Origin of the sequence: Curtobacterium sp. 1544 (assembly GCF_040544915.1) — a bacterium.
In the GTDB taxonomy this organism is placed as follows: domain Bacteria; phylum Actinomycetota; class Actinomycetes; order Actinomycetales; family Microbacteriaceae; genus Curtobacterium; species Curtobacterium pusillum_C.
The window spans coordinates 57,002-76,393 of the sequence record NZ_JBEPKX010000017.1 but is presented as its reverse complement, the minus strand read 5'-3'; the positions used below and the strand labels follow the sequence as shown (position 1 = coordinate 76,393).

The following is a 19,392-nucleotide window of genomic DNA, read 5'->3' as shown; positions in this document are numbered from 1 at the left end:
ACCCATGTCCGTCAACACGAGTCCACGCCTCATCAGCGTCCAGCTCGTCGGTCTCGACGAGGACCTCGGCGCCACCTCGAGCGACGTCATCCGCGTCCTCGCCGACCGCGTCGCCGCGACCGGTCGCGCGGCGGACGGTGCCGTGCTCGCCGAGGACGCCATCAAGCGCGAGGCGAGCGTCGGCACCGGCGTCCCCGGTGGCATCGCGATCCCGCACGCCCGGTCCGCGTCGGTGTCCGAGCCCACCCTCGCGATGAGCCGCCTCGCCCGTACGGTGTCGTTCGGCGCCCCGGACGGCGACGCGGACATCGTCTTCATGATCGCCGTGCCCGAGGGTGCGGACAAGGACCACCTCACGGTCCTCTCGACCCTCGCCCGTGCACTGATCCGCGACGACTTCACCGCCGCCCTCCGCGCCGCCTCGACCCCGCAGGAGATCGTCGACCTGGTCGATCGCGAGGTGAGCGGCGAGGTCGCCGAAGCCGGCGTCGGGAAGGCGAGCAGCGCCTCCAGTCCGACGACCGCGACCACCGCGACCGGTGCGACGGACGCGACCGACGGAGCGGGCGCGACCGCGCACCGCAAGGTCATCGTCGGCGTCACCGCCTGCCCGACCGGCATCGCGCACACCTACATGGCCGCCGACGCCCTGGTCGCCGCGGCCCAGCGGGCGGGTGCCGAGATGCACGTCGAGACCCAGGGCTCCTCGCAGGTCGAGCCCCTCGACCCCGCGCTGATCGCCCGTGCCGACGCCGTCGTGTTCGCGGTCGACGTGGACGTCCGCGACCGCGGCCGCTTCGCCGGCAAGCCCCTCGTCTCCGGCCCGGTCAAGCGCGGTGTCGACGAGCCCGACAAGATGATCGCGGAGGCGCTCCGCGCGGCCGACGATCCGAACGCCGCACGGGTCCAGGGTGGTGCCGCCGCATCCGAGACGACCACGAAGAACGAGCACTTCGGGCAGGCGCTCAAGCGCTGGCTGCTCACGGGCGTCAGCTACATGATCCCGTTCGTCGCCGGCGGCGGTCTGCTCATCGCGCTCGGCTTCCTGCTCTCCGGCTACGGCATCGCGCTCGCGCACGGTGACTCCGGTCAGAACAACGCCGTCTACACGCTGACGAACTACACGCTGCTGAACCTGCCGCCGGAGGGCCTGGCCTACTACCTCGGTGCCGCTGCGTTCCAGATCGGTGGGATCTCCCTCGGCTTCCTGGTCGCAGCACTCGCCGGGTACATCGCGTACGCCATGGCCGACCGACCCGGCATCGCTCCGGGCTTCGTCGCCGGATCCGTCGCCGTCTTCATGAACGCCGGGTTCCTCGGCGGCCTGATCGGTGGCCTCATCGCCGGCGCCGCCGCGTACTGGATCGGGCGCATCCCGACCTGGCGCTGGCTGCGTGGCCTGATGCCCGTCGTGATCATCCCGCTCTTCGCGTCGATCATCGCCTCCGGGCTCATGCTGCTCGTGCTCGGTGGACCGATCGCCTGGCTGATGACCCAGCTGACCGAGTTCCTCAACTCGCTGTCCGGCGCGTCCGCGATCCTGCTCGGCATCATCCTCGGCCTCATGATGGCGTTCGACCTCGGCGGCCCGGTCAACAAGGTGGCGTACGCGTTCGCCGTCGCCGGCCTCGGCGCCGGGTCCGCCTCGAACGTCGTGCCGTTCGAGATCATGGCCGCGGTCATGGCCGCCGGCATGGTCCCGCCGCTCGCCCTGGCACTCGCCTCGACCGTCCTGTACCGCAAGGGGTTCACGAAGCCCGAGCGGGAGAACGGCAAGGCCGCGTGGCTGCTCGGTGCGTCGTTCATCTCGGAGGGTGCGATCCCGTTCGCGGCCGCCGACCCGCTGCGTGTCATCCCGGCGTCGATGGTCGGTGCCGCGGTCACGGGTGCGATCTCGATGGCGGCCGGTGTGACCTCGCGGGCGCCGCACGGTGGGATCTTCGTGTTCTTCGCCATCGGGGACGTCGCGATGTTCATCGTGGCGATCCTGGCCGGCACCGTCGTCTCGGCCCTGGTGCTGGTCGGGCTGAAGAAGTGGGTCCGAAAGGCGCCGGCGGCGGACGCCGCCGTGTCGGAGACCGCGGGCGACCGCGTGGCGGTCGCGGTGTAGTCGACGTCACCAGCTGACGGACGGGAGGCACGGTGCCAGCTGGCACCGTGCCTCCCGTCCGTTGGTGGTCGCGACCACCCCGTCGAGTGAGCAGAAATGGTTGGGTCGCCCGCCCCGACGCGACGATTCCTGCTCCCTCGACGGAGGCGCGGGCGCGGCGCGGCCGCGGGCGCGGCCGCTACTCGGCGATGTTCGCCGTCACCGCGTCGATGTAGGCCGCACGCTCCTCGCGCGAGTGCGGACGCCCGGGCACGCCAGGACGCTGCTCCCACGGGAACGGCCCGGCCTCGTGCCGGTACTCGATCCCCATCGCCTCGAGCCGTGCCACGTGCTCGGCGAGCCGCCCGCGGAACTCGGCGACGTCGCGGGGACCCGTGACGTCGGCCGACCAGAGCGCCTCGGCGAGGGCGGCGACGCGCGGGAACAGCTGGTAGTCGAGCTTCCGGGCGGTGTCGACGTGCTCGGTCCACATGTTGCCCTGGCCGCCGATCACGTGGGCCCGTTCGGCGTCCGTGAGGTCCGACGGCACCGGGTCGAACGCGAAGACGTCGTCGACGGTGAGCACGATCGACACCGGGATGGGCTCGGTCTCGAGGTCGCTCTGCCGGTAGTCGAGGTACACCTGGTCGTCCGGGGCGGAGATGACGTCGTGGCCGCGCTTGGCCGCGGTCCGGGCACCGGTCAGGCCGCGCCAGGACACCACGGTCGCGGACGGGGCGAGCGTGCCGCCCTCGAGGATCTCGTCCCACCCGAACGCCCGCCGGCCGTGCGACTCGACGTGCGAGGCGAGCTGCCCGATGATCCAGGCCTGCAGCTGCTCTTCGTCCTCGAGCCCGAGTTCGCGGATGCGCTCCTGCGTGCGGGGGTCGTCCTCCCACTGCACCTTGGGGCACTCGTCCCCGCCGACGCCGATGTACTCGGACGGGAACAGGGCGATGACCTCGTCGAGGACGTCCTTGAAGAAGTCGACGGTGCTGTCCTCGGCGTTGAGGACGTCCTCCGCGATGCCCCACTCGGTCCAGACGTCGATCGGCTTCCCGGAGACCCCGAGCTCCGGGTACGCGGCGAGGGCGGCACGGACGTGGCCGGGCGTCTCGATCTCGGGCACGACGGTGACGAACCGGTCGGCGGCGTAGGCCACGATCTCGCGGATGTCGTCCTGCGTGTAGTAGCCGCCGTGCGGCCGGCCGTCCTTGCCCGCCACCGCCAGCGAACCGTCGGGGCGGGGCACGTGCGCGCCGACCTGCGACTCCGTCCGCCACGAACCGATCTCGGTCAGGCGCGGGTACTTCCGGATCTCGATGCGCCAGCCCTGGTCCTCGGTGAGGTGGAAGTGCAGGCGGTTGAGGCGGTGGGCGGCGAGCTGGTCGATGACCCGCATGACCTCGTGCTTGGTGCGGAAGTGTCGGGCGACGTCGAGCATGACGCCGCGCCAGGCGAAGGCGGGGGCGTCCTCCACCGTGACCGCGGGGATCGTCCACGGGCCGGTGCCGACACGGCCCTTCCGGTAGACGTCGGCGGGCAGGGACTGCAGGAGCGCCTGGACGCCGTAGAAGACGCCGGCCGGGCTGCCGCCGGTGATCTCGACGCCGTCGGCGGTGACCACGAGTCGGAAGGACTCGGATCGGTCGCCGGCCGGACCGGCGGGGAGGGTGTCGTCCTCGGCCACCCGCAGCGCGATGACGTCGGCCGCCGCTCCGGTGCCGTCCGCGGCATCGCGCACCGGCAGCCCGGTCGACCCCCGGAGCGTCTGCTGCAGGTACAGTCGGACCGACTCGGTCGCTGCGTCCGCGGCGATGCGGGTCGACGGGGTGATCGCGAAGGCGCCGGTACCGGACTCGGTGCGGCGCGGTCGTGGGATGAGCATGTCGGAGTCCACCATTCCTCAATGATCTTTCGTAATATGGAGGCTATGGCCGTGGACGAGACCGTGTCAACGCTTCCGAACGGTGTCGTCGGCAGCACTCCGGGGATGCTCAGGCTCATCAACTCGCGGGCCATCCTCGCCGAGCTCTTCCGCGACGACGGCTCGCACACCGTGACGGAGCTCAGCCGGACCGTCGGCCTCTCGCGCCCCACGGTCGAGGCCGCCCTCGCCGACCTGGTGGAGGAGGGCTGGGTCACCGAGGCCGAGGCGATCGCGACGCCGAACAAGGCCGGGCGTCGGGCGAAGCGCTTCCGTGCCGATGCGGCAGCGGGGTCGGTGCTCGGCGTCGACCTCGGCCTGCACGGCATCGTCGGGCTCCGCTCGGACCTGCGCGGCCAGCAGCTCGCCCGGGTCGAGGAGGTCTACACCGACCTCGCCTCGGCCGAGCAGGCCTGGGACAGCGTGCAGGACGTCGTCCGCAGGCTCGTCGAGGGCACCGACCCGTCGAAGCTGCTCGCCGCCACGTTCGGCGTGCCGGCCGTCGTCGACCGCTCGGGCGAGATCGACTACACGGTCGCCGTCCCGCAGTGGGTGGAGCGCCGCGTGCCCGGCCGGATCGGTGACCTGTTCCCCGACTCCGCCACGTTCTTCGACAACGACGCGAAGCTCGCGGCCACCGCCGAGGCGATGTGGGGTCGGTTCCGCGGTGTGCAGGACGGCCTGTACCTCGTGATGGGCCGCCAGATCGGTGCGGCGTTCCTGGTCGACGGGGCCCTCGCGCGCGGTGCGCGCGGTGCGGCCGGCGAGACGGGTGGCCTGGCAGTGACCGGTTGGCCCGGTGCCCCGGCCCGACTGGAGGCACGGATCGCCCCCGGCAGTGACCTCGAGTCCGTCATGGTGTCGGCCGGGCGCGGGGACGCGGACGCGGTGGCCGTCGTGCGCGCGCTCGCCGAGGACGTCGCGCCCGGTGTCGTGCAGCTGATCGCGACGATCGACCCCGAGGTGGTGGTGGTCGGCGGCGAGGTCCTGCCCGCGGCAGCGGTGTTCTGCGACGCCCTCACCGAGGTCGTGACGCCGCAGCTCCGGCACCCGGTCGAGATCGTCCCCTCAACGGTCGGTCGCGACGCGGTGGCCCGTGGTGCCCTCGCGCGGTCGCTCACCCACGTCCGGACGTCGCACATGGGACTCGGCTGACGCTCAGCCCCCGCGCCGGGTCCTGACAGGGCGTTCAGGGACGATGGGAGCATGACGACTGCCCTGGCCGCGCCGGCCACGACCGTGACAGCCGCCGGCGACCCCTCCACCGACATGGGTGGACTCTCGGGGCTCGTGCTCCAGCTCATCGACGCCCTGGGGGAGTGGGGCGTCGCGCTCATGCTCTTCGTCGAGACCGTGTTCCCGCCGATCCCGTCCGAGGTGATCCTGCCCCTGGCGGGCTTCCTCGCCGGTGCCGGGCGGATGAACCTCGTGCTCGTCCTGGTCCTCGCGACGCTGGGCTCCTACCTCGGCGCCCTCGTGCTGTACTGGCTCGGTGCCGTGATCGGCTTCGAACGGACGACACGGTGGCTCGGCAGGCTGCCCCTGGTCGACGAGAACGACTTCCGCAAGGCGGCGGACTGGTTCCACCGGCACGGCAAGAGCGCAGTCTTCTTCGGTCGGTTCGTGCCGATCGTCCGCAGTCTCATCTCGCTGCCCGCCGGCGCCGACCGGATGCACCTCGGCACCTTCTCGGTCTTCACGATCATCGCCAGCGGGATCTGGAACAGCGCACTCGTGTTCCTCGGTGCCGCCTTCGGGACGCAGTACGGCAAGGTCGAGCAGTACACCGAGTGGATCGACCGGGTGCTCTACGTCGCGATCGCCGCAGTGGTCGTCACGTTCGTGGTGCGTCGGATCCGTCGGGCGCGTGCGGATCGCGCCGACCCCGCGGCAGCGCCCGCTCGCGGCCGTCGTCGCGCCGAGCCCGCCGAGGACTGAGCCTCACGCCTTCGTCAACGCCGACTCCTTGTGGGCGGCGCGGTTGCCCGACTTCTCCGACTCGACGATCCAGTACGGGTCGTCGTCCGTCGGCTTGAACGTCTGGCCGTCGAACTCGAAGTCGGACACCCGCTTCTGCACGAGCTTCCCGGTGGTCTTGCCCTGCGACGTGTTCCAGTGCACGGTGTCGCCCTTCGACAGCGCCATGGTGTCCTCCTTGCGTGATCGCTCATCTTCGTGGACGTCGGACTGTACCCCGATGCATCCGCATGAACACAGGGAAGCAGGCCGATCACGATGTCATAACGTCCGCGCAGAAAGGAGGGTGGCCGCGTACCGTACTGGGTGAGTCACCTTGTTGGCAACTGCCACGGATCACCGGGCTCTCGAACGGAACGACATCAACCATGACGCTGCTGAACGGCACACGCGCGGAAACGGTCCTGTCGGGCCGCTACCGCCTCGTGAAGCTGATCGGCACCGGCGGCATGGGATCGGTCTACGAAGCGCGTGACGAGCACACCTACCGTGCCGTCGCCGTGAAGCTCTTCGCGACGCCCGAGTCGATGACCACGGCCGACCGGGTCCGCCAGGAACGCGAGATCCGGCTGCTCAGCATGCTGTCGCACCCGGGGCTCATCCCGCTCTACGACGCCGGCACCCACGACTTCGAGGACGGCCCGCACCGCTTCATCGTGATGGAGCTCATCGCCGACACGACGCTCCTGCGCCGGCTCGCCGAGGGCGCCCTGCACAACTACGAGGTGGCCGACCTCGGCGCGCAGCTCGCCGACGCGCTGGCGTACGTGCACTCGCGCGGCATCGTGCACCGTGACGTCAAGCCGGCGAACATCCTCATCAGCGACGAGGGGTCGTCCGGGTTCGCCCGCACCGTCAAGCTGACCGACTTCGGCGTCGCCCACTTCGTCGACGGCTCGCGCCTGACGAACGACGGCACGATCATCGGCACCGCCGCGTACCTCAGCCCCGAGCAGGTCGCCGGGGAGCCGATCGGCTTCGCGACGGACGTGTACTCGCTCGGCCTGGTGCTGCTCGAGGCACTGACGGGCAAGCAGGAGTACTCCGGCACGCTCATCGAGGCCGCGCTCGCACGACTCCGGAACGACCCCGAGATCCCCGAGGGCATCGCTCCCGAGTGGCGGGACCTGCTCGCCAAGATGACCGCGCGCGACCCCGACCGGCGCCCGACCGCGGTGGCGATCGCGAACGCCCTGCGTGGGGGATCGACGCAGATCACCGGCCCGGTGCCGCTCGGCCCGCAGCGGGTGAAGCACAAGCGGGACCACCGCCTGCACCGTGCCGCGCACCGGCACGCCAAGCGCGGGACGTTCGTCGTGGTGCGGCGTTGGCGTCGGCGGAACGTGCTCGTCGGGTCCTTCGCGGCGTTCGGTGTCCTGCTCGCGTGTGGGGCCTCCTACTTCGCGGGCATGCTGCACTGACGTTCCGGCGACCCCCCGGTCGGCGGTGCCTGGCAGGATGGACAGCATGACCGACCAGCGCTGGATCAAGATCTGCGGCCTGTCGACGCCCGAGACCGTGGACGCCGCCATCGACGCGGGTGCCGACGCGGTCGGGTTCGTCTTCGCCGCCGGGAGCTCCCGGACCGTGACGGCCGACCTCGCGAAGCAGCTCGTCGAGCGCGTGCCGGACGGCATCGACGCCGTCGGGGTCTTCCGCGACCAGGAGATCGACGAGATCGTGGGCATCGCGTCCGAGGTCGGACTGACCACGCTCCAGCTGCATGGCGGCGAGTCCGCGACCGACTTCGCGCGCGCACGAGACGCCGGCTTCTTCACGATCCGTGCCGTCGCGGCCGAGGACTACCTGCGCGAGTCGACCGAGCAGCGCGCCTCGTACGACCACGACCTCCTGCTCCTCGACGCCGCGGTGCCGGGCAGCGGGCGGCTCATCGATGCCGCGTCGATCGACGGCAAGGTGGACGAAGCGTGGATCCTCGCTGGCGGCCTCACTCCCGCGAACGTCGTGGCGGCGATCGAGTCGCTCGACCCGGACGGCGTGGACGTGTCGAGCGGGGTGGAGTCCGAGCGCGGCGTCAAGGACGCCGCGAAGATCCGGGCGTTCGTCGAGGCGGTCCGCAGCATCCCCTGAGTGGTTCGCCGCGCCTCCAGGCCGTCGGCGCGACAGCGCCCGCGCGTCAGCGCCTGTCCGTCAGCGCAGCGTGGGGATCAGGTCCGTGAGGAAGGCGTCGGTGTCCTCCCAGCCCTCCACCGCGTGGCAGGGGACGCCGAGCGCCTTCACCGGGTAGTCGTTGCCTTCGGGGTCCAGGCGGTCCCCGACGAACAGCATGTCGTCGAGCGTGATGCCGGTGATCTCGGCGAGCCGCTGCATGCCGTACGCCTTGTCGATGCCCTTGCGGGTGATGTCGACGCTGGTGGAGCCGCCGGAGCGGACCTCGAGGTCGGGGAGCTCGGCCTGGACGAGTCGGCGCAGGTCGTCCTTCTTCGCGCCGGTCGGGTCCCACTGCTTCTTGGCGTCCACCGGAGCGGCCTGCCCGAGCGCGGAGAACGTGATCTGGGAGCCGCGGTCCTCGAGGATGGGACCCCAGGTCTCGGACTCCCAGTAGCCGGCGGCCTTCGCCTGGGCCTCGACCGCGGCGAGGGCACGGGCCTTCTGGTCGTCGGTGAGGTCCTCGGCGTACTGCAGCGCCCAGTCGTCGCCGGCCCAGCGGTAGTACCGCGTGCCGCACGTGGGCAGGAGGTGCAGGTCGTCGAGGGTCAGCCCGGCACGGTGGCGCAGGGGCGTGACGAGCTGCTGCTCGAACTGCTCGAAGTTGCCGCCGGAGATGACCGCGACGGGCACGACCTCGAGCAGGGAGGCGAAGGTCTCCAGCATGCGCGGGTCGAGCGCGGACTTCGAGGGGGCGAGGGTGTCGTCCAGGTCGAACGCGACGAGGCGGGGCGTGGTCATGCCCCGATCCTGCCAGAGGCCGCCGGATGACATGCCGGGTGTCACGCCCGGTGCGCAGCGGGGACCCGATCGCGCGCGTAGGTGATGTCGGTGTAGCCGTGCGGGGACGGGTTGCCGTCAGCGTCGAGGTTGACGAACACGACCTCGTCGATGGTGAGGATGCTGCGGTGCGTGAAGAGGTTCCGGGCCTCGGCGCGCATGGTCAGCGAGGTGCGGCCGAACCGGGTGGCGACGAGGCCGATCTCGACGATGTCGCCCTCGCTCGCGGAGGACACGAACACGATCTCGGACATGTACTTCGTCACGACCTTGCCGTTGCCGAGCTGGATGATCGCGTACACCGCGGCCTCCTCGTCGATCCATCGGAGGAGGCTGCCACCGAAGAGGGTGCCGTTCGCGTTGAGGTCCTCCGGGCGGACCCACTTGCGCGTGTAGAAGTTCATCTCGGGTGCTGCTGCGGCTGCGGGTTCCATGTCAGCACATGCTACGCGGCCGGGCTCCCGATAGGGAGCCCGGCCGCGTGGGCACTGCTGCGCGGTCCGTGGGGGAGATCACTCCTTGACGAGGACGACCTCGTCGAGGGCGATCCGGGTGCGCGGGGCGACCTCGCGCTCGGCGGCCTTCTCGTCGAGCTGCGACGGGTCCGCGACGGTGCCGACCGCCGTGACGGTGTACGGCAGGAAGCGCTCGGGCAGGTCGAAGGCGGCGCGGAGGCCCTCGGCGTCGATGCCCGCCATCTGGTGCACGTGCAGCCCCTCGGCGTGCGCCTGCACGGTGAGGGCCGCGAGCGACTGGCCGAGGTCGTACTGCGCGAAGGTGCGCTCGTCGCCCTCCTCCGTCACGGTCTCGAGCACGCCGACCACCAGGGCGCTGGCGCGGAACGCCCACGCGGCGTTGAAGCCGAGCAGGTTCTCGTTGATCTTCCGGAACGTCTCGGTGCCCCGGCGACCGGCGATGAAGCGGCGCGGCTGGAAGTTCATGGCCGACGGCGCCCAGCGAGCGGCTTCGAGCACGGCGTCGAACTGTTCGTCCGAGATCGTGGCCGTCTCGTCGTAGGAGCGGGGGCTCCAGCGCTCCTCGAGGAGCGGCACGAGGGGCTGGCTGGAGTCGGTGGAACGCGTGAGCGTGCTGGTGTTCGTCGAGGTCATGGTGCGTGCAACGGTATTCGATGCGCACGCATTTCCCGCCTGAACGACGTCACATGTCGCCGACGCTCGGGCCCGGTGCAAGGATGGGACGCGATGGGTGGCGTGTTGACCGGGTTCGCGATCATCGGCGCGATCATCGCAGCCGGGTACGTCGTCGGGCGCATCGGCCTGCTCGGACAGCACGCCCAGTTCGTGATGAGCCGGCTCGTGTTCTTCGTGCTCATGCCGTGCCTGCTGTTCCACACCATCGCGACGGCGGACATCGAGTCGTTGCTCTCGCCGATGCTCTGGGTGTCCCTCGTCAGTGCGCTCGTCGTCGCGCTCGGTGCGGCGCTCGTGTTCCGCCTGGTGCTCCGTCGGCCGCTGACGACCACCACGGTCGGCGCGCTGGCGTCGAGCTACGTCAACGCGAACAACATCGGGCTGCCGGTCGCCGTGTACGTGCTCGGCCAGGCGACCGCGGTCGTCCCGGTGATCCTGCTGCAGCTCATCGTGCTCGCCCCGATCGCGCTCACCGTGCTCGACACCGCGACCTCGTCCGGCGGCAGCTGGGGCCGGCGGATCTCCGGGCCGTTCCGGAACCCGATCATCATCGCGTCGGTCATCGGCCTCGTGTTCTCGGCGACCGGGATCGACCTGCCGACGCCCGTGCTCGAGCCGTTCTCGCTCGTCGGTGCCGCTGCGGTGCCCGTCGTGCTGCTGTCGTTCGGCATGAGCCTGCACGGTGCGACCCCGCTGCGGGACCCCGCGATCCGGACGGACGTCATCGTGGCGTCGGCGATCAAGCTCGTGGTGATGCCGGCCGTGGCGTTCGTGTTCGCCCGGTTCGTCTTCGGGCTCGGCGACCAGGACGTCTTCGTGCTCACGACCCTCGGGGCGTTGCCGGCGGCGCAGAACGTGTTCAACTACGCGCAGCGCTACGGTGCGGCGGTCCCGGTGGCCCGCGACGTCGTGCTCATCTCGACGATCGGTTCCGTGCCGGTCCTGGTGGCCGTCGCCGCGCTCCTGCACCCGTAGGCGGGCGGGGCAGTCGCGCGAGCGTGCAGTGTTCGTCGCGTCCGGGGCCGCGGAGCGGCGTGTTCCGCCCGCTCGCCGGCGGAGCGGCGGCGTGTCCCGCCCGTTCGGGCCGTGGAGGCGACCCGACGCGGCCTGGAGGCGCGTGGCAGGCCCGCACCGTGCCTCCCGTCCGACGCGCGGGGCGATCGGGCAACATTCGTCACTCTCGCGGCCGCGGAGCGGCGCGTTCCGCCCGCTCGGCGGAGGGCCGGCGGCGTGTCCTGCCCGTTCGGGCCGTGGAGGTGACCCGACGCGGCCTGGAGGCGCGTGGCAGGCCCGCACCGTGCCTCCCGTCCGCCCTTCGGTCGCGACCACCGCACATGGTGAGCAGCAATGGTCGGGTCCCGTTCGGCGACCCGACGATTCCTGCTCACGAAGCGCATCGCAGGGGCGCGTACGGTGGGCGCCACCGAACGGAAGAGGAGGTCCCCGATGGACACGATGGCGATGATGAAGAGCATGTCGATGACCGAGATGCCGATGTCGATGGACGCGGACATGATGCAGGACACGATGATGGCGATGAACGCCGCGTCGATGGCCGCGACGATGTGCTCCGCGAGCGACATGCAGATGGGCACGGACATGGCGAAGTGCGCCGCGATGTGCTCGAACACGGCGATGATGGCCGACACGGGCATGCGCATGATGATGCGTCCGATGGGCATGGATGCCGACAGCATGCGCGCGATGCTCACGGCCTGCGTCGCGATGGGCACGGCGTGCGCCGCCGAGTGCCGCAGCCACGCGGACATGGACGACTCGTGCCGCTACTGCGCGATGGCGTGCGACGAGATGGTCGCGAAGTGCGAGGCCATGATGGCCTCGATGACCGCCTGAGCCGTCAGGCGACGCGCGCGGTGGTCCTCCGACCGCCCGCGCTCAGGATCTCTGCGGCCGGGTGGTGGGCGATCGGGTCCCCGATCGACACGAGCGTGTCGGCGTCCGCCACCCGCAGCTGCGTCACGCCGCCGTCGAGGAACAGGACCACGACGTCGGCCGGGCGGGCCTCGACGACGATGCCGTCGCGCCATGCCCTCGGGGTGGCGTCGGCCATGACGCGCTGGATCGGAAGGATCGTCGACGGGGTCGTGCGGGACATGGCTTCACCTGCTCTCGAAGGGGTTCGGTGCAGGAAACCTACGTCCGGGCGTCCGCCCGCTCAACGCGGGCGGACCCGGGACGTAACAGAAGCGGTTCGGCTCAGAAGATCATCGGGCGGTCGTCGTCGAGCGAGGTCTCGAGGTCCAGGTCGACCGTCACCGGCACGTGGTCGCTCGGGGCGTCGCCCTTCCGCTCGTCGCGGTGGATGCGGGCGTCCGTGACGACGTCGGAGAACGCCTGCGACCCCATCACGAAGTCGATGCGCATGCCCTCGTTGCGGGGGAAGCGCAGCTGCTTGTAGTCCCAGTACGTGTAGCCGTCCGGCACGATCGGGCGCACCACGTCCTGCAGCCCACGCTCCTCGAACGCCCGGAAGGCGGCACGCTCCGGCTCGGTCACGTGGGTGTGGCCCTCGAAGACGCTGACGTCCCAGACGTCGGAGTCGAGCGGTGCGACGTTCCAGTCGCCCATCAGGGCCAGCGGCTGCTCCGGGTGCGCGGTGAGCCACTCGGACGTCCGGTCGGCCAGCTGCGCGAGCCAGTCGAGCTTGTACGTGTAGTGCGGGTCGCCGACCTCGCGCCCGTTCGGCACGTAGAGGCTCCACAGCCGGACGCCGTCGACCGTGACGCCGAGCGCGCGGGCCTCCACCGGGAGGTCCGGTCCCTCGTGCCCCTTGAGGAAACCGGGCTGGCCGGGGAAGTCGCGGGTGACGTCCTCGAGCGGCAGGCGGCTGGCGAACGCCACCCCGTTCCACTGGTTCAGGCCGTGCGCCTCGACCTGGTACCCGGCGGCCTCGAACGCCTCGACCGGGAACTGCTCGGGCTTGCACTTGATCTCCTGCATGCCGAGGACGTCGACGTCCTCGCGCACCAGCCAGTCGACGATCCGGCCCACTCGGGTCCGGACGGAGTTCACGTTCCAGGTCGCCACGCGCATGGGATCGAACCTACCGGGGACGACCGACCGCAGCGTGCAGCGGGGCCCGTCGGAGGGCTGCCGGGGCCTGCCGGCGGCTGCCGCGTGCCGCGTTCCGCTCTCGGGCGCGGCACGGCACGATGGTGTTCGCTGGGAGTCCAGCACGCGAGCGCAGGAGGCACTGATGGCATCGACGACGAACCGCGTCGACGGGACCACGACGACCGGCAGCACGACGACCGGCACCACGACGACGCAGGTGACCACCAAGGGCAAGACGATCATCGACGACACCGTGGTGGCGAAGGTCGCCGGCATCGCCGCACGCGACGTCCCCGGGGTCTTCGCGCTCGGCGGCAACGCGGCGCGGGCGTTCGGTGCGATCCGCGACGCCATCGGTTCCAGTGCGCTCGGCCAGGGCGTCCGCGTCGAGGTCGGCGAGACCCAGGTCGCCGTCGACCTGACGATCGTCGTCGACTACCCGACGCCGATGATGGACGTCGCGACCGCCGTGCGCGCCGCCGTCACCAGCGCGGTGACCGAGCTCGTCGGGCTCGAGGTCACCGAGGTCAACATCGCCATCAACGACGTCAACATCCCGGCCCTGAACGGGGTCGTGGACGAGACCGACGGTCGCGTCCGGTGACCGCCACCGTCGTCGGCATGGGCGTCGGCGCACTGCTCGCGATCGTCGCCGTGACGCTCGGGTTCTGGGCGTTCGTCGTCGTGGCCGTCTTCATGCTCGTCGGTGGACTCGTGGCCCGCATCGCGACGGGCGACATCGACTTCCGTCGTCTGCTCGACGTGCTCCGCGGACGGCGGAGCTCGTCGTGAGTCCGGCCGCGGTCGCCGGGTACGACCGCATCGGGTCGGCGGCGCTCGTGCACACCGCGCAGGCGGTCGCCGCCGAGGCGCTGCGCGTGCCGTTCCGGGAGGCCCGTGCCCGGGTCGCCGATGACGGTCACGGTGCGCTCGCGGTCGAGATCACCGCCCCGCTCACCGTGCCCGTGCTGGGGAGCCACGCGACCCCTGACGAACCCGTCACCACCTCGGCGCACCGCGCCCGTGCGACGATCGCCGAGCGACTCCGGACCATCACCGGCCGACAGGTCGAACGGGTGACCGTGACGTTCTCGTCGTCGATCGTGGACACCCCCAGGAGGGTCCGATGACCCACGACCGGACGTACCGCCGCATCCTCCGCCGCGAGTCCACCGCGTCGCGCTCCGGCACCGTCGTGGTCGCCGTGCTCGTGGTGCTCGTGATCGCCGCAGCCGCCGTGTTCGCCGCCGCCCTGGTCTTCCTCGGGCAGCGCGCCCTCGGCATCGACCCGCGCGACCTCGTCGACGCCGCCGCTCGTGCCCCGCGTGGCCTCGACACGACGATCGTCGTCGGTGTCGCCGCCATCGTCGCCGTCGTCGGCCTGGTCTTCCTCGCGCAGGGACTCCTACCGCAGCGTCGTCCGCGGCACACGATGTCCTCCGACCGGCTCGCCGTGGTCGTCGACGACGAGGTCCTGGCGTCCGCCGCGGCCCGCGCCGCACGGTCCGCGACCCGTCTCGGCCCGGACGCCGCCGTCGGCACCGTCGGCCGGCGCACGGTCGACGTGGTCCTGCGCCCCGCGGCCGGGGTCGACGTCCCCGCGGTCGCCGCGACGGACGCCGTGACCGAGGAGTTCCGCGCGATCGACGTCGTCCCGTCCGTGACCGCCCGGGTCCGAGTGCAGCCGACCGGACGGGTGGACGGATGAACGCCACGAACCGCGGTGTCGGCCGCACCACGCTCGTCCTGGTCGGCCTGGCGCTGCTCGTGCTCGGCGTCGGGACGATCCTGGTGCAGACGGTCCCCTGGGCGGCGTCGACCTGGCACGACTGGGCCCACGTGCTCGGTGACCTCGGTCGCGACGCCCCGCGCGAGGCCTCGGTCACCGCGTGGACGTGCGTCCTCGGCGGTGCGGTGGTCCTCGGCGTGCTCGCGCTCGTCGTGCTGACGACGCTCGGCGGCGGTCGCACCGGCACCGTGGTCGAGGACGACGGTTCCGCGGACGGGGTCGCCGGCGCCGTCCGGATCGACGCCGCCGCGGTGCAGCACGCGCTGTCCTCGGCGATCGGTGACCTGCCCGAGGTCGGCTCCCTCGCCGTCGACGTCTACCGTGTCCGCGGGCAGCGGGCGATCCGCATCCGGGTCCGTCCGCGCCGTGGAGCCTCGCCGCGCGCCATCACGACCGGGGTGGAGGGCATCGTCGAGGACCTCGACGCCCTGCTCGGCGACCGTCTGCCCGTCCTGCTCGAGATCGCTCGGGGCGGCGCGGGCTCCGGACGCACCGACCGGGTGCACTGAGGCCGCCGTGCCCCGCTCGATCGACGGACTCTCCCGCGCGCGGGGCGACGTCGCGGTGCCGCACCTGGTCACCGAGGCTGCCCGCGGTCGTCCGGTGCAGGCCGTGTGGGTCAACGAGATCGGTGGACGCACGTTCCGGATCGGGGACGACGGGCACGCCGAGGAGTACGTCAAGGTGCTCCCGCACGCGTACGCGCCGTGGATCGTCGGCGAGGCCGCCCGGCTGACCTGGGCGTCCCGCTACGCGCGGGTGCCCGAGCTGATCGACCACGGCACCGACGACGAGGGCGCGTGGCTGCGGACCCGGGCGCTCCCGGGCTGGAGTGCGGTCGACGAGCGGTGGCACGCCGAGCCCCGGACGGCCGTGATCGCCGCCGGGGAGGGCCTCCGCGCCCTGCACGACACCCTGCCGGTCCTCGACTGCCCGTTCGAGTGGTCGACGGCGCAGCGAACGGGACGGGCGCGTGCCGCGGGCGCCGACCCCGACCTGCTCGGTCCGGAGCCGTCGACCGATCGCGTGGTGGTCTGCCACGGGGACCCGTGCACGCCGAACACCCTCATCGGCGCCGACGGGAGGTGGGCCGGCCACGTCGACCTCGACGCGCTCGGCATCGCGGACCGCTGGGCGGACCTGGGCGTCGCGACGATGGCGCTCGGGTGGAACTACGGCCCCGGGTGGGACGGGTTGTTCCACGAGGCGTACGGGCTGCCCGTCGACGAGGAGCGCACCGCCTGGTACCGGGCGCTCTGGAACCTCGACGACGACGGGGTCGAGACCGCGGGGCCTGCCGCTTAGAAGGCCACGCCCCGCGCCTGCATGAACGGGATCGGGTCGGTCGTCGCTCCGCCGAGGTGGACCTCGAAGTGCGTGTGGCACCCGGTCGAAGCGCCGGTGGAGCCGACGAGCGCGATGAGCTGTCCCGCGGAGACCCGCTGGCCCTGGGCCACCCGGTACCCGCCGTTCACGATGTGCCCGTACGCGGTCTGCACGCCACCGCCGTGGCTGATCCGGACGTAGTTGCCGTAGCCGCCGTACCACCCTGCGTAGTCGACCGTGCCCGCCGCTGCGGCGACGATCGGCGTGTAGCAGCCGCTCGCGAGGTCCGCGCCGTCGTGCTTCGTGACCACGCCGGTGATGGGGTGCACCCGGTAGCCGTAGGGGCTGATGACGTACCCGCTCGCCGGACGGACCCAGCCGGTGCCCGAGCCGGAGCCGGGGGAGCCGCCGGCTCCGGAGCCGCTGCTGCCGGATCCGCCCCCGCCGCCGCTGTTGGCTGCGGCCGCTGCCGCCCGTGCTGCGGCCTCGCGCGCCGCCTTCGCCTCGGCGGCCTTCCGCACCTTCTCGCCCTGCGCGAACTCTGCCTCGGTCCGGAGTCGGCCGGACGTCAGGGTGGCGAGCTGGGCGTCGAGCCGGGCCTTGTTGCTCTGCTGTTCGTCGTAGGCGCTCTGCACCTTGTCCGCCGCGGCCTGGGCAGACTGCATGCGCCGCTCGGCCTCGGCCGCGAGTTCGTCGAGCGCCGCGGACGCACGGTCGGCCTGCGCGGTGAGGGAGCGGGCGACGGCAGCGTCGGCGGTGGCGGCGGCCTCGACCCGTTCGGCCTGCTCGGAGAGCTTGCTGAGGGCACCGAGGTTGTACAGGAGGTCGGACGCGTCCTGCCCGCCGGTGATGACCGACGCCGTGACGTCCGCACCGCCCGAGCGGGCCATCTGCGCGGCGAACTGGCCGGCCTGGGCAGCGCTCTGCTCGGCGATCTCGGCGTGCTCGTCTGCGTCGGCGCGGAGCCGCTGTTCCTTCTCGGCGGCGTCCTGCGCGTCGCTCTGGGCCTCGAAGAACTCGGTGCCGAGCCGCTTCGCCTCGGCCTCGGCCGCCTGCACCTTGTCGGCGAGGCCGGAGAGGATCCCCTTGATCGCGGTGATCTGGCCCTGCTTGGCGGATTCCTGCCCGCGGGCCGCCATCACCTCGTCCCACGAGGGGTACGTCGCCGCGCTCGCAGCCGGCGCGTCGAGCACCACCGTGCCGAGCAGACCCGCGAGTGCGAGTCCGGTGGCGGCGAGGCGGAGGCGCACGGTTGCACGCGGGGAGCGGTGGCTGGTGGGGCGAGTCACGGGCACGAGCCTATACATCCGTACAGGCAGGAACGGGTGCCGCCGCGCGTCTGTGGACAACTTCCGGGGTGATCGCTCAGAAGCCGCGCTCGCGCCGGACGGCATCGGCGCTGCCCACGACGTCGCGCTGCAGGACCGCGGCGCCCGACGTCCCGGCGTAGTCGTACACGTCGAACCCGGTGCAGTGCGTGATCGTGGCCGGGGTGCCGAGCGAGTCCTCCACCGCGGTCGTCCAGAGGTCGCGCGTGCCGATCACGACGAAGGTCGGCGCCGCGTCCCGGTAGGCCCCGAGGTCGACGAGCCACGGGTACACCTGGAACGTGTCGCGCACCTGCAGCAGCTGCACGTTCGTCGAGGCGTAGGCGGCGAGCGGCCGGACCGTCCAGAACTGCCCGACCCCGACGACGTCCCGGCCGCCGGCCCACCGATCGAGACAGGCGGCAGCGTCGTACCGTGCCGTCGCGACCGTGCGGGCGGTGCTCGGCGCCGTCGCGACCCCCGCGAGCAGCACCCCGGCGGCCGCCACCGCCAGGACCACCCGGACCCCGCGGCGGGGGCGGTGCACCCGGGTCGAACGGACCGCGGTGCGGGTGAGCTCGGCGACCGCGACGAGCGCCAGCAGCGGGGCCGTCGCGATCGGCTCGAGGTACCGCGGCGTCTCCGAACCCGCGACGACGACCCCGAACGACACCGCCACGACCGTGACCAGGGGCAGCGCCGCCGCGACGAGCACCGTCCGCGAGGTCCGCACCCGCCAGGCCCACACCGTGCCGCCGACGGACAGCAGCACCCCCACGAAGAGCAGCAGCAGCCCGGCGTCCCCGGCGGCGGTCCCGGCTCGGTCGTCGGTGAGTGCCGCGAAGAAGCCGAGGGTCTCACCCGCGCGCGACGGCTGCACGTACGTCGACGGGTCGAGCGACACGAACGGTCGGAGCGGGATCCGGACCAGGTACCCGACCACCGCCCCGGCGGTCACGGTCCCGACGAGCAGCAGGACGGGGCGCCACGGCAGGCGACGGGCGAGCGCCAGCAGCACGAGCGTCACCACCACCGGCGCACCCGACCACGGCACGTACAGCGGGTTCGACGCGGTGGTGCACGCGGCGACGAGCCCGAGCACGACGAGCACCGTGACGGACGCCCGTCCGGTCCGGACCGCCCGGAGCACGAGGACCGCGGTGCCGAGCATCGCCAGCACCGCACCGTAGTAGTAGGTCGTCGTGAGCAGCAGCGACGCGAGCTCGAGGGACGTCGCGGTCGCCGAGGACTCCGTCAGCACCAGGATGGTCACGAACCCGAGGGCCACCGCCGACACCGCGATCCGGGCCGACCGCCGGGCAGCGGGCATGAGCTCGTTCGCGGCCGCACGCACCAGCGCGTACACGGCGAGCAGCACGAGCAGACCGTTCAGCGCCAGGGCCTGCTGCGGCGTCGCGGTGACCGCCGAGCAGAGCAGGTAGACCGGCAGTTCCGGGAAGAAGAAGAGCGCGGGGGACATCGCCCACTCGAACGGCTGCCCGAGCTCCATCGAGCGCCGGACGAGCGGCAGCAGCACCGAGTCGCCGTCGTACCAGAGCAGCTCGACCCGGGCGGTGGCGATGACGTGGCGCAGGGCGATGACGGACAGGGCCAGCGCGACCAGGCCGCCCAGTGCCTCCCGGCCGGTCGCGGCGACCAGCCCTCGCCAGCGTGCGCCGCCCGTCGGACGCGCCACGACCGTGGTCGGGCGCGTGTCGGAAGCCATGCCCGGAGCGTACCGAGCCGAGGCCCCCGCGGGCTGGGGGAGCGCGTCCTGGGCCCGACCGGCTACCCTTGTGGGC

Annotated in this window: 22 protein-coding genes; 13 read left to right on the top strand and 9 right to left on the bottom strand. The window is 72.1% G+C overall.

Annotation, left to right across the window (positions count from 1 at the left end; genetic code table 11):
• Positions 1-4 precede the first annotated feature (4 nt).
• On the top strand, positions 5-2,110 hold the full coding sequence (locus ABIC61_RS11510) for a PTS fructose transporter subunit IIABC (protein WP_354030007.1): 2,106 nt from the start codon (positions 5-7) through the stop codon (positions 2,108-2,110).
• A gap of 178 nt (positions 2,111-2,288) precedes the next feature.
• Here the strand turns inward: ABIC61_RS11510 and ABIC61_RS11505 are convergent, their stop codons facing one another.
• Entirely contained in the window at positions 2,289-3,992 is a 1,704-nt protein-coding gene (locus tag ABIC61_RS11505; RefSeq protein ID WP_354030006.1) for a beta-N-acetylhexosaminidase, read from the bottom strand.
• A 36-nt stretch (positions 3,993-4,028) separates the two neighbouring features.
• Here ABIC61_RS11505 and ABIC61_RS11500 point away from each other — a divergent pair, with 36 nt between their 5' ends.
• Positions 4,029-5,171 (top strand): ROK family transcriptional regulator, encoded by a 1,143-nt coding sequence (locus tag ABIC61_RS11500; protein ID WP_354030005.1) that lies wholly within the window; start codon positions 4,029-4,031, stop codon positions 5,169-5,171.
• 51 nt (positions 5,172-5,222) lie between these two features.
• Entirely contained in the window at positions 5,223-5,954 is a 732-nt protein-coding gene (locus ABIC61_RS11495; protein ID WP_354030004.1) for a DedA family protein, read from the top strand.
• Positions 5,955-5,957: 3 nt separating this feature from the next.
• Here ABIC61_RS11495 and ABIC61_RS11490 read toward each other — a convergent pair whose 3' ends face one another.
• Entirely contained in the window at positions 5,958-6,161 is a 204-nt protein-coding gene (locus tag ABIC61_RS11490) for a hypervirulence associated TUDOR domain-containing protein (RefSeq protein WP_144756393.1), read from the bottom strand.
• A gap of 200 nt (positions 6,162-6,361) precedes the next feature.
• On the opposite strand from ABIC61_RS11490, the gene ABIC61_RS11485 reads away from it, so the two are divergent.
• Positions 6,362-7,414: a serine/threonine-protein kinase gene (locus ABIC61_RS11485; RefSeq protein ID WP_186322083.1), complete on the top strand. Its 1,053-nt coding sequence runs from the start codon at positions 6,362-6,364 to the stop codon at positions 7,412-7,414.
• A gap of 46 nt (positions 7,415-7,460) precedes the next feature.
• Positions 7,461-8,084, top strand: coding sequence for a phosphoribosylanthranilate isomerase (locus tag ABIC61_RS11480; RefSeq protein WP_354030003.1), 624 nt, complete (start codon positions 7,461-7,463; stop codon positions 8,082-8,084).
• 60 nt (positions 8,085-8,144) lie between these two features.
• On the opposite strand, the gene ABIC61_RS11475 is transcribed toward ABIC61_RS11480, so the two are convergent.
• From ABIC61_RS11475 to ABIC61_RS11465, 3 genes are all read right to left on the bottom strand, one after another.
• Positions 8,145-8,903 carry an HAD-IIB family hydrolase gene (locus tag ABIC61_RS11475; protein ID WP_354030002.1) on the bottom strand — a complete coding sequence of 253 codons (759 nt, stop codon included), beginning with the start codon at positions 8,901-8,903 and terminating at the stop codon, positions 8,145-8,147.
• Positions 8,904-8,944: 41 nt separating this feature from the next.
• Complete coding sequence (locus ABIC61_RS11470) at positions 8,945-9,376, bottom strand: acyl-CoA thioesterase (RefSeq protein WP_354030001.1); 432 nt, start codon at positions 9,374-9,376, stop codon at positions 8,945-8,947.
• 78 nt (positions 9,377-9,454) lie between these two features.
• Positions 9,455-10,051 (bottom strand): nitroreductase family protein, encoded by a 597-nt coding sequence (locus tag ABIC61_RS11465; RefSeq protein ID WP_354030000.1) that lies wholly within the window; start codon positions 10,049-10,051, stop codon positions 9,455-9,457.
• A 93-nt stretch (positions 10,052-10,144) separates the two neighbouring features.
• Here ABIC61_RS11465 and ABIC61_RS11460 point away from each other — a divergent pair, with 93 nt between their 5' ends.
• Complete coding sequence (locus ABIC61_RS11460; protein ID WP_144756381.1) at positions 10,145-11,068, top strand: AEC family transporter; 924 nt, start codon at positions 10,145-10,147, stop codon at positions 11,066-11,068.
• Between the two features lie 471 nt (positions 11,069-11,539).
• Positions 11,540-11,947 carry a four-helix bundle copper-binding protein gene (locus ABIC61_RS11455; RefSeq protein ID WP_144756379.1) on the top strand — a complete coding sequence of 136 codons (408 nt, stop codon included), beginning with the start codon at positions 11,540-11,542 and terminating at the stop codon, positions 11,945-11,947.
• A gap of 4 nt (positions 11,948-11,951) precedes the next feature.
• Here the strand turns inward: ABIC61_RS11455 and ABIC61_RS11450 are convergent, their stop codons facing one another.
• Positions 11,952-12,209, bottom strand: a complete 258-nt coding sequence (locus ABIC61_RS11450; RefSeq protein WP_354029999.1) for a nuclease — start codon at positions 12,207-12,209, stop codon at positions 11,952-11,954.
• Between the two features lie 101 nt (positions 12,210-12,310).
• Entirely contained in the window at positions 12,311-13,147 is an 837-nt protein-coding gene (locus tag ABIC61_RS11445) for an exodeoxyribonuclease III (protein WP_079238070.1), read from the bottom strand.
• Positions 13,148-13,310: 163 nt separating this feature from the next.
• On the opposite strand from ABIC61_RS11445, the gene ABIC61_RS11440 reads away from it, so the two are divergent.
• The 6 genes from ABIC61_RS11440 to ABIC61_RS11415 are packed head-to-tail and all read left to right on the top strand — an operon-like array spanning position 13,311 to position 16,262.
• A complete protein-coding gene (locus ABIC61_RS11440) occupies positions 13,311-13,772 on the top strand; it encodes an Asp23/Gls24 family envelope stress response protein (protein ID WP_354029998.1) in 462 nt (153 codons plus the stop codon).
• Complete coding sequence (locus ABIC61_RS11435; RefSeq protein ID WP_144756373.1) at positions 13,769-13,960, top strand: DUF2273 domain-containing protein; 192 nt, start codon at positions 13,769-13,771, stop codon at positions 13,958-13,960. The genes ABIC61_RS11440 and ABIC61_RS11435 overlap by 4 nt, the downstream gene beginning before the upstream one ends.
• Positions 13,957-14,298: a hypothetical protein gene (locus ABIC61_RS11430; protein WP_144756371.1), complete on the top strand. Its 342-nt coding sequence runs from the start codon at positions 13,957-13,959 to the stop codon at positions 14,296-14,298. The genes ABIC61_RS11435 and ABIC61_RS11430 overlap by 4 nt, the downstream gene beginning before the upstream one ends.
• Entirely contained in the window at positions 14,295-14,876 is a 582-nt protein-coding gene (locus ABIC61_RS11425; RefSeq protein ID WP_354029997.1) for a hypothetical protein, read from the top strand. The genes ABIC61_RS11430 and ABIC61_RS11425 overlap by 4 nt, the downstream gene beginning before the upstream one ends.
• Positions 14,873-15,466, top strand: coding sequence for a hypothetical protein (locus ABIC61_RS11420; protein WP_354029996.1), 594 nt, complete (start codon positions 14,873-14,875; stop codon positions 15,464-15,466). The genes ABIC61_RS11425 and ABIC61_RS11420 overlap by 4 nt, the downstream gene beginning before the upstream one ends.
• A gap of 7 nt (positions 15,467-15,473) precedes the next feature.
• Positions 15,474-16,262 (top strand): phosphotransferase, encoded by a 789-nt coding sequence (locus ABIC61_RS11415; RefSeq protein WP_354029995.1) that lies wholly within the window; start codon positions 15,474-15,476, stop codon positions 16,260-16,262.
• On the opposite strand, the gene ABIC61_RS11410 is transcribed toward ABIC61_RS11415, so the two are convergent.
• Both ABIC61_RS11410 and ABIC61_RS11405 read right to left on the bottom strand, forming a co-directional pair.
• Entirely contained in the window at positions 16,259-17,572 is a 1,314-nt protein-coding gene (locus tag ABIC61_RS11410; protein ID WP_354029994.1) for a M23 family metallopeptidase, read from the bottom strand. The genes ABIC61_RS11415 and ABIC61_RS11410 overlap by 4 nt on opposite strands.
• 76 nt (positions 17,573-17,648) lie before the next feature.
• Entirely contained in the window at positions 17,649-19,316 is a 1,668-nt protein-coding gene (locus tag ABIC61_RS11405) for a hypothetical protein (RefSeq protein WP_354029993.1), read from the bottom strand.
• Positions 19,317-19,392: the final 76 nt, after the last annotated feature.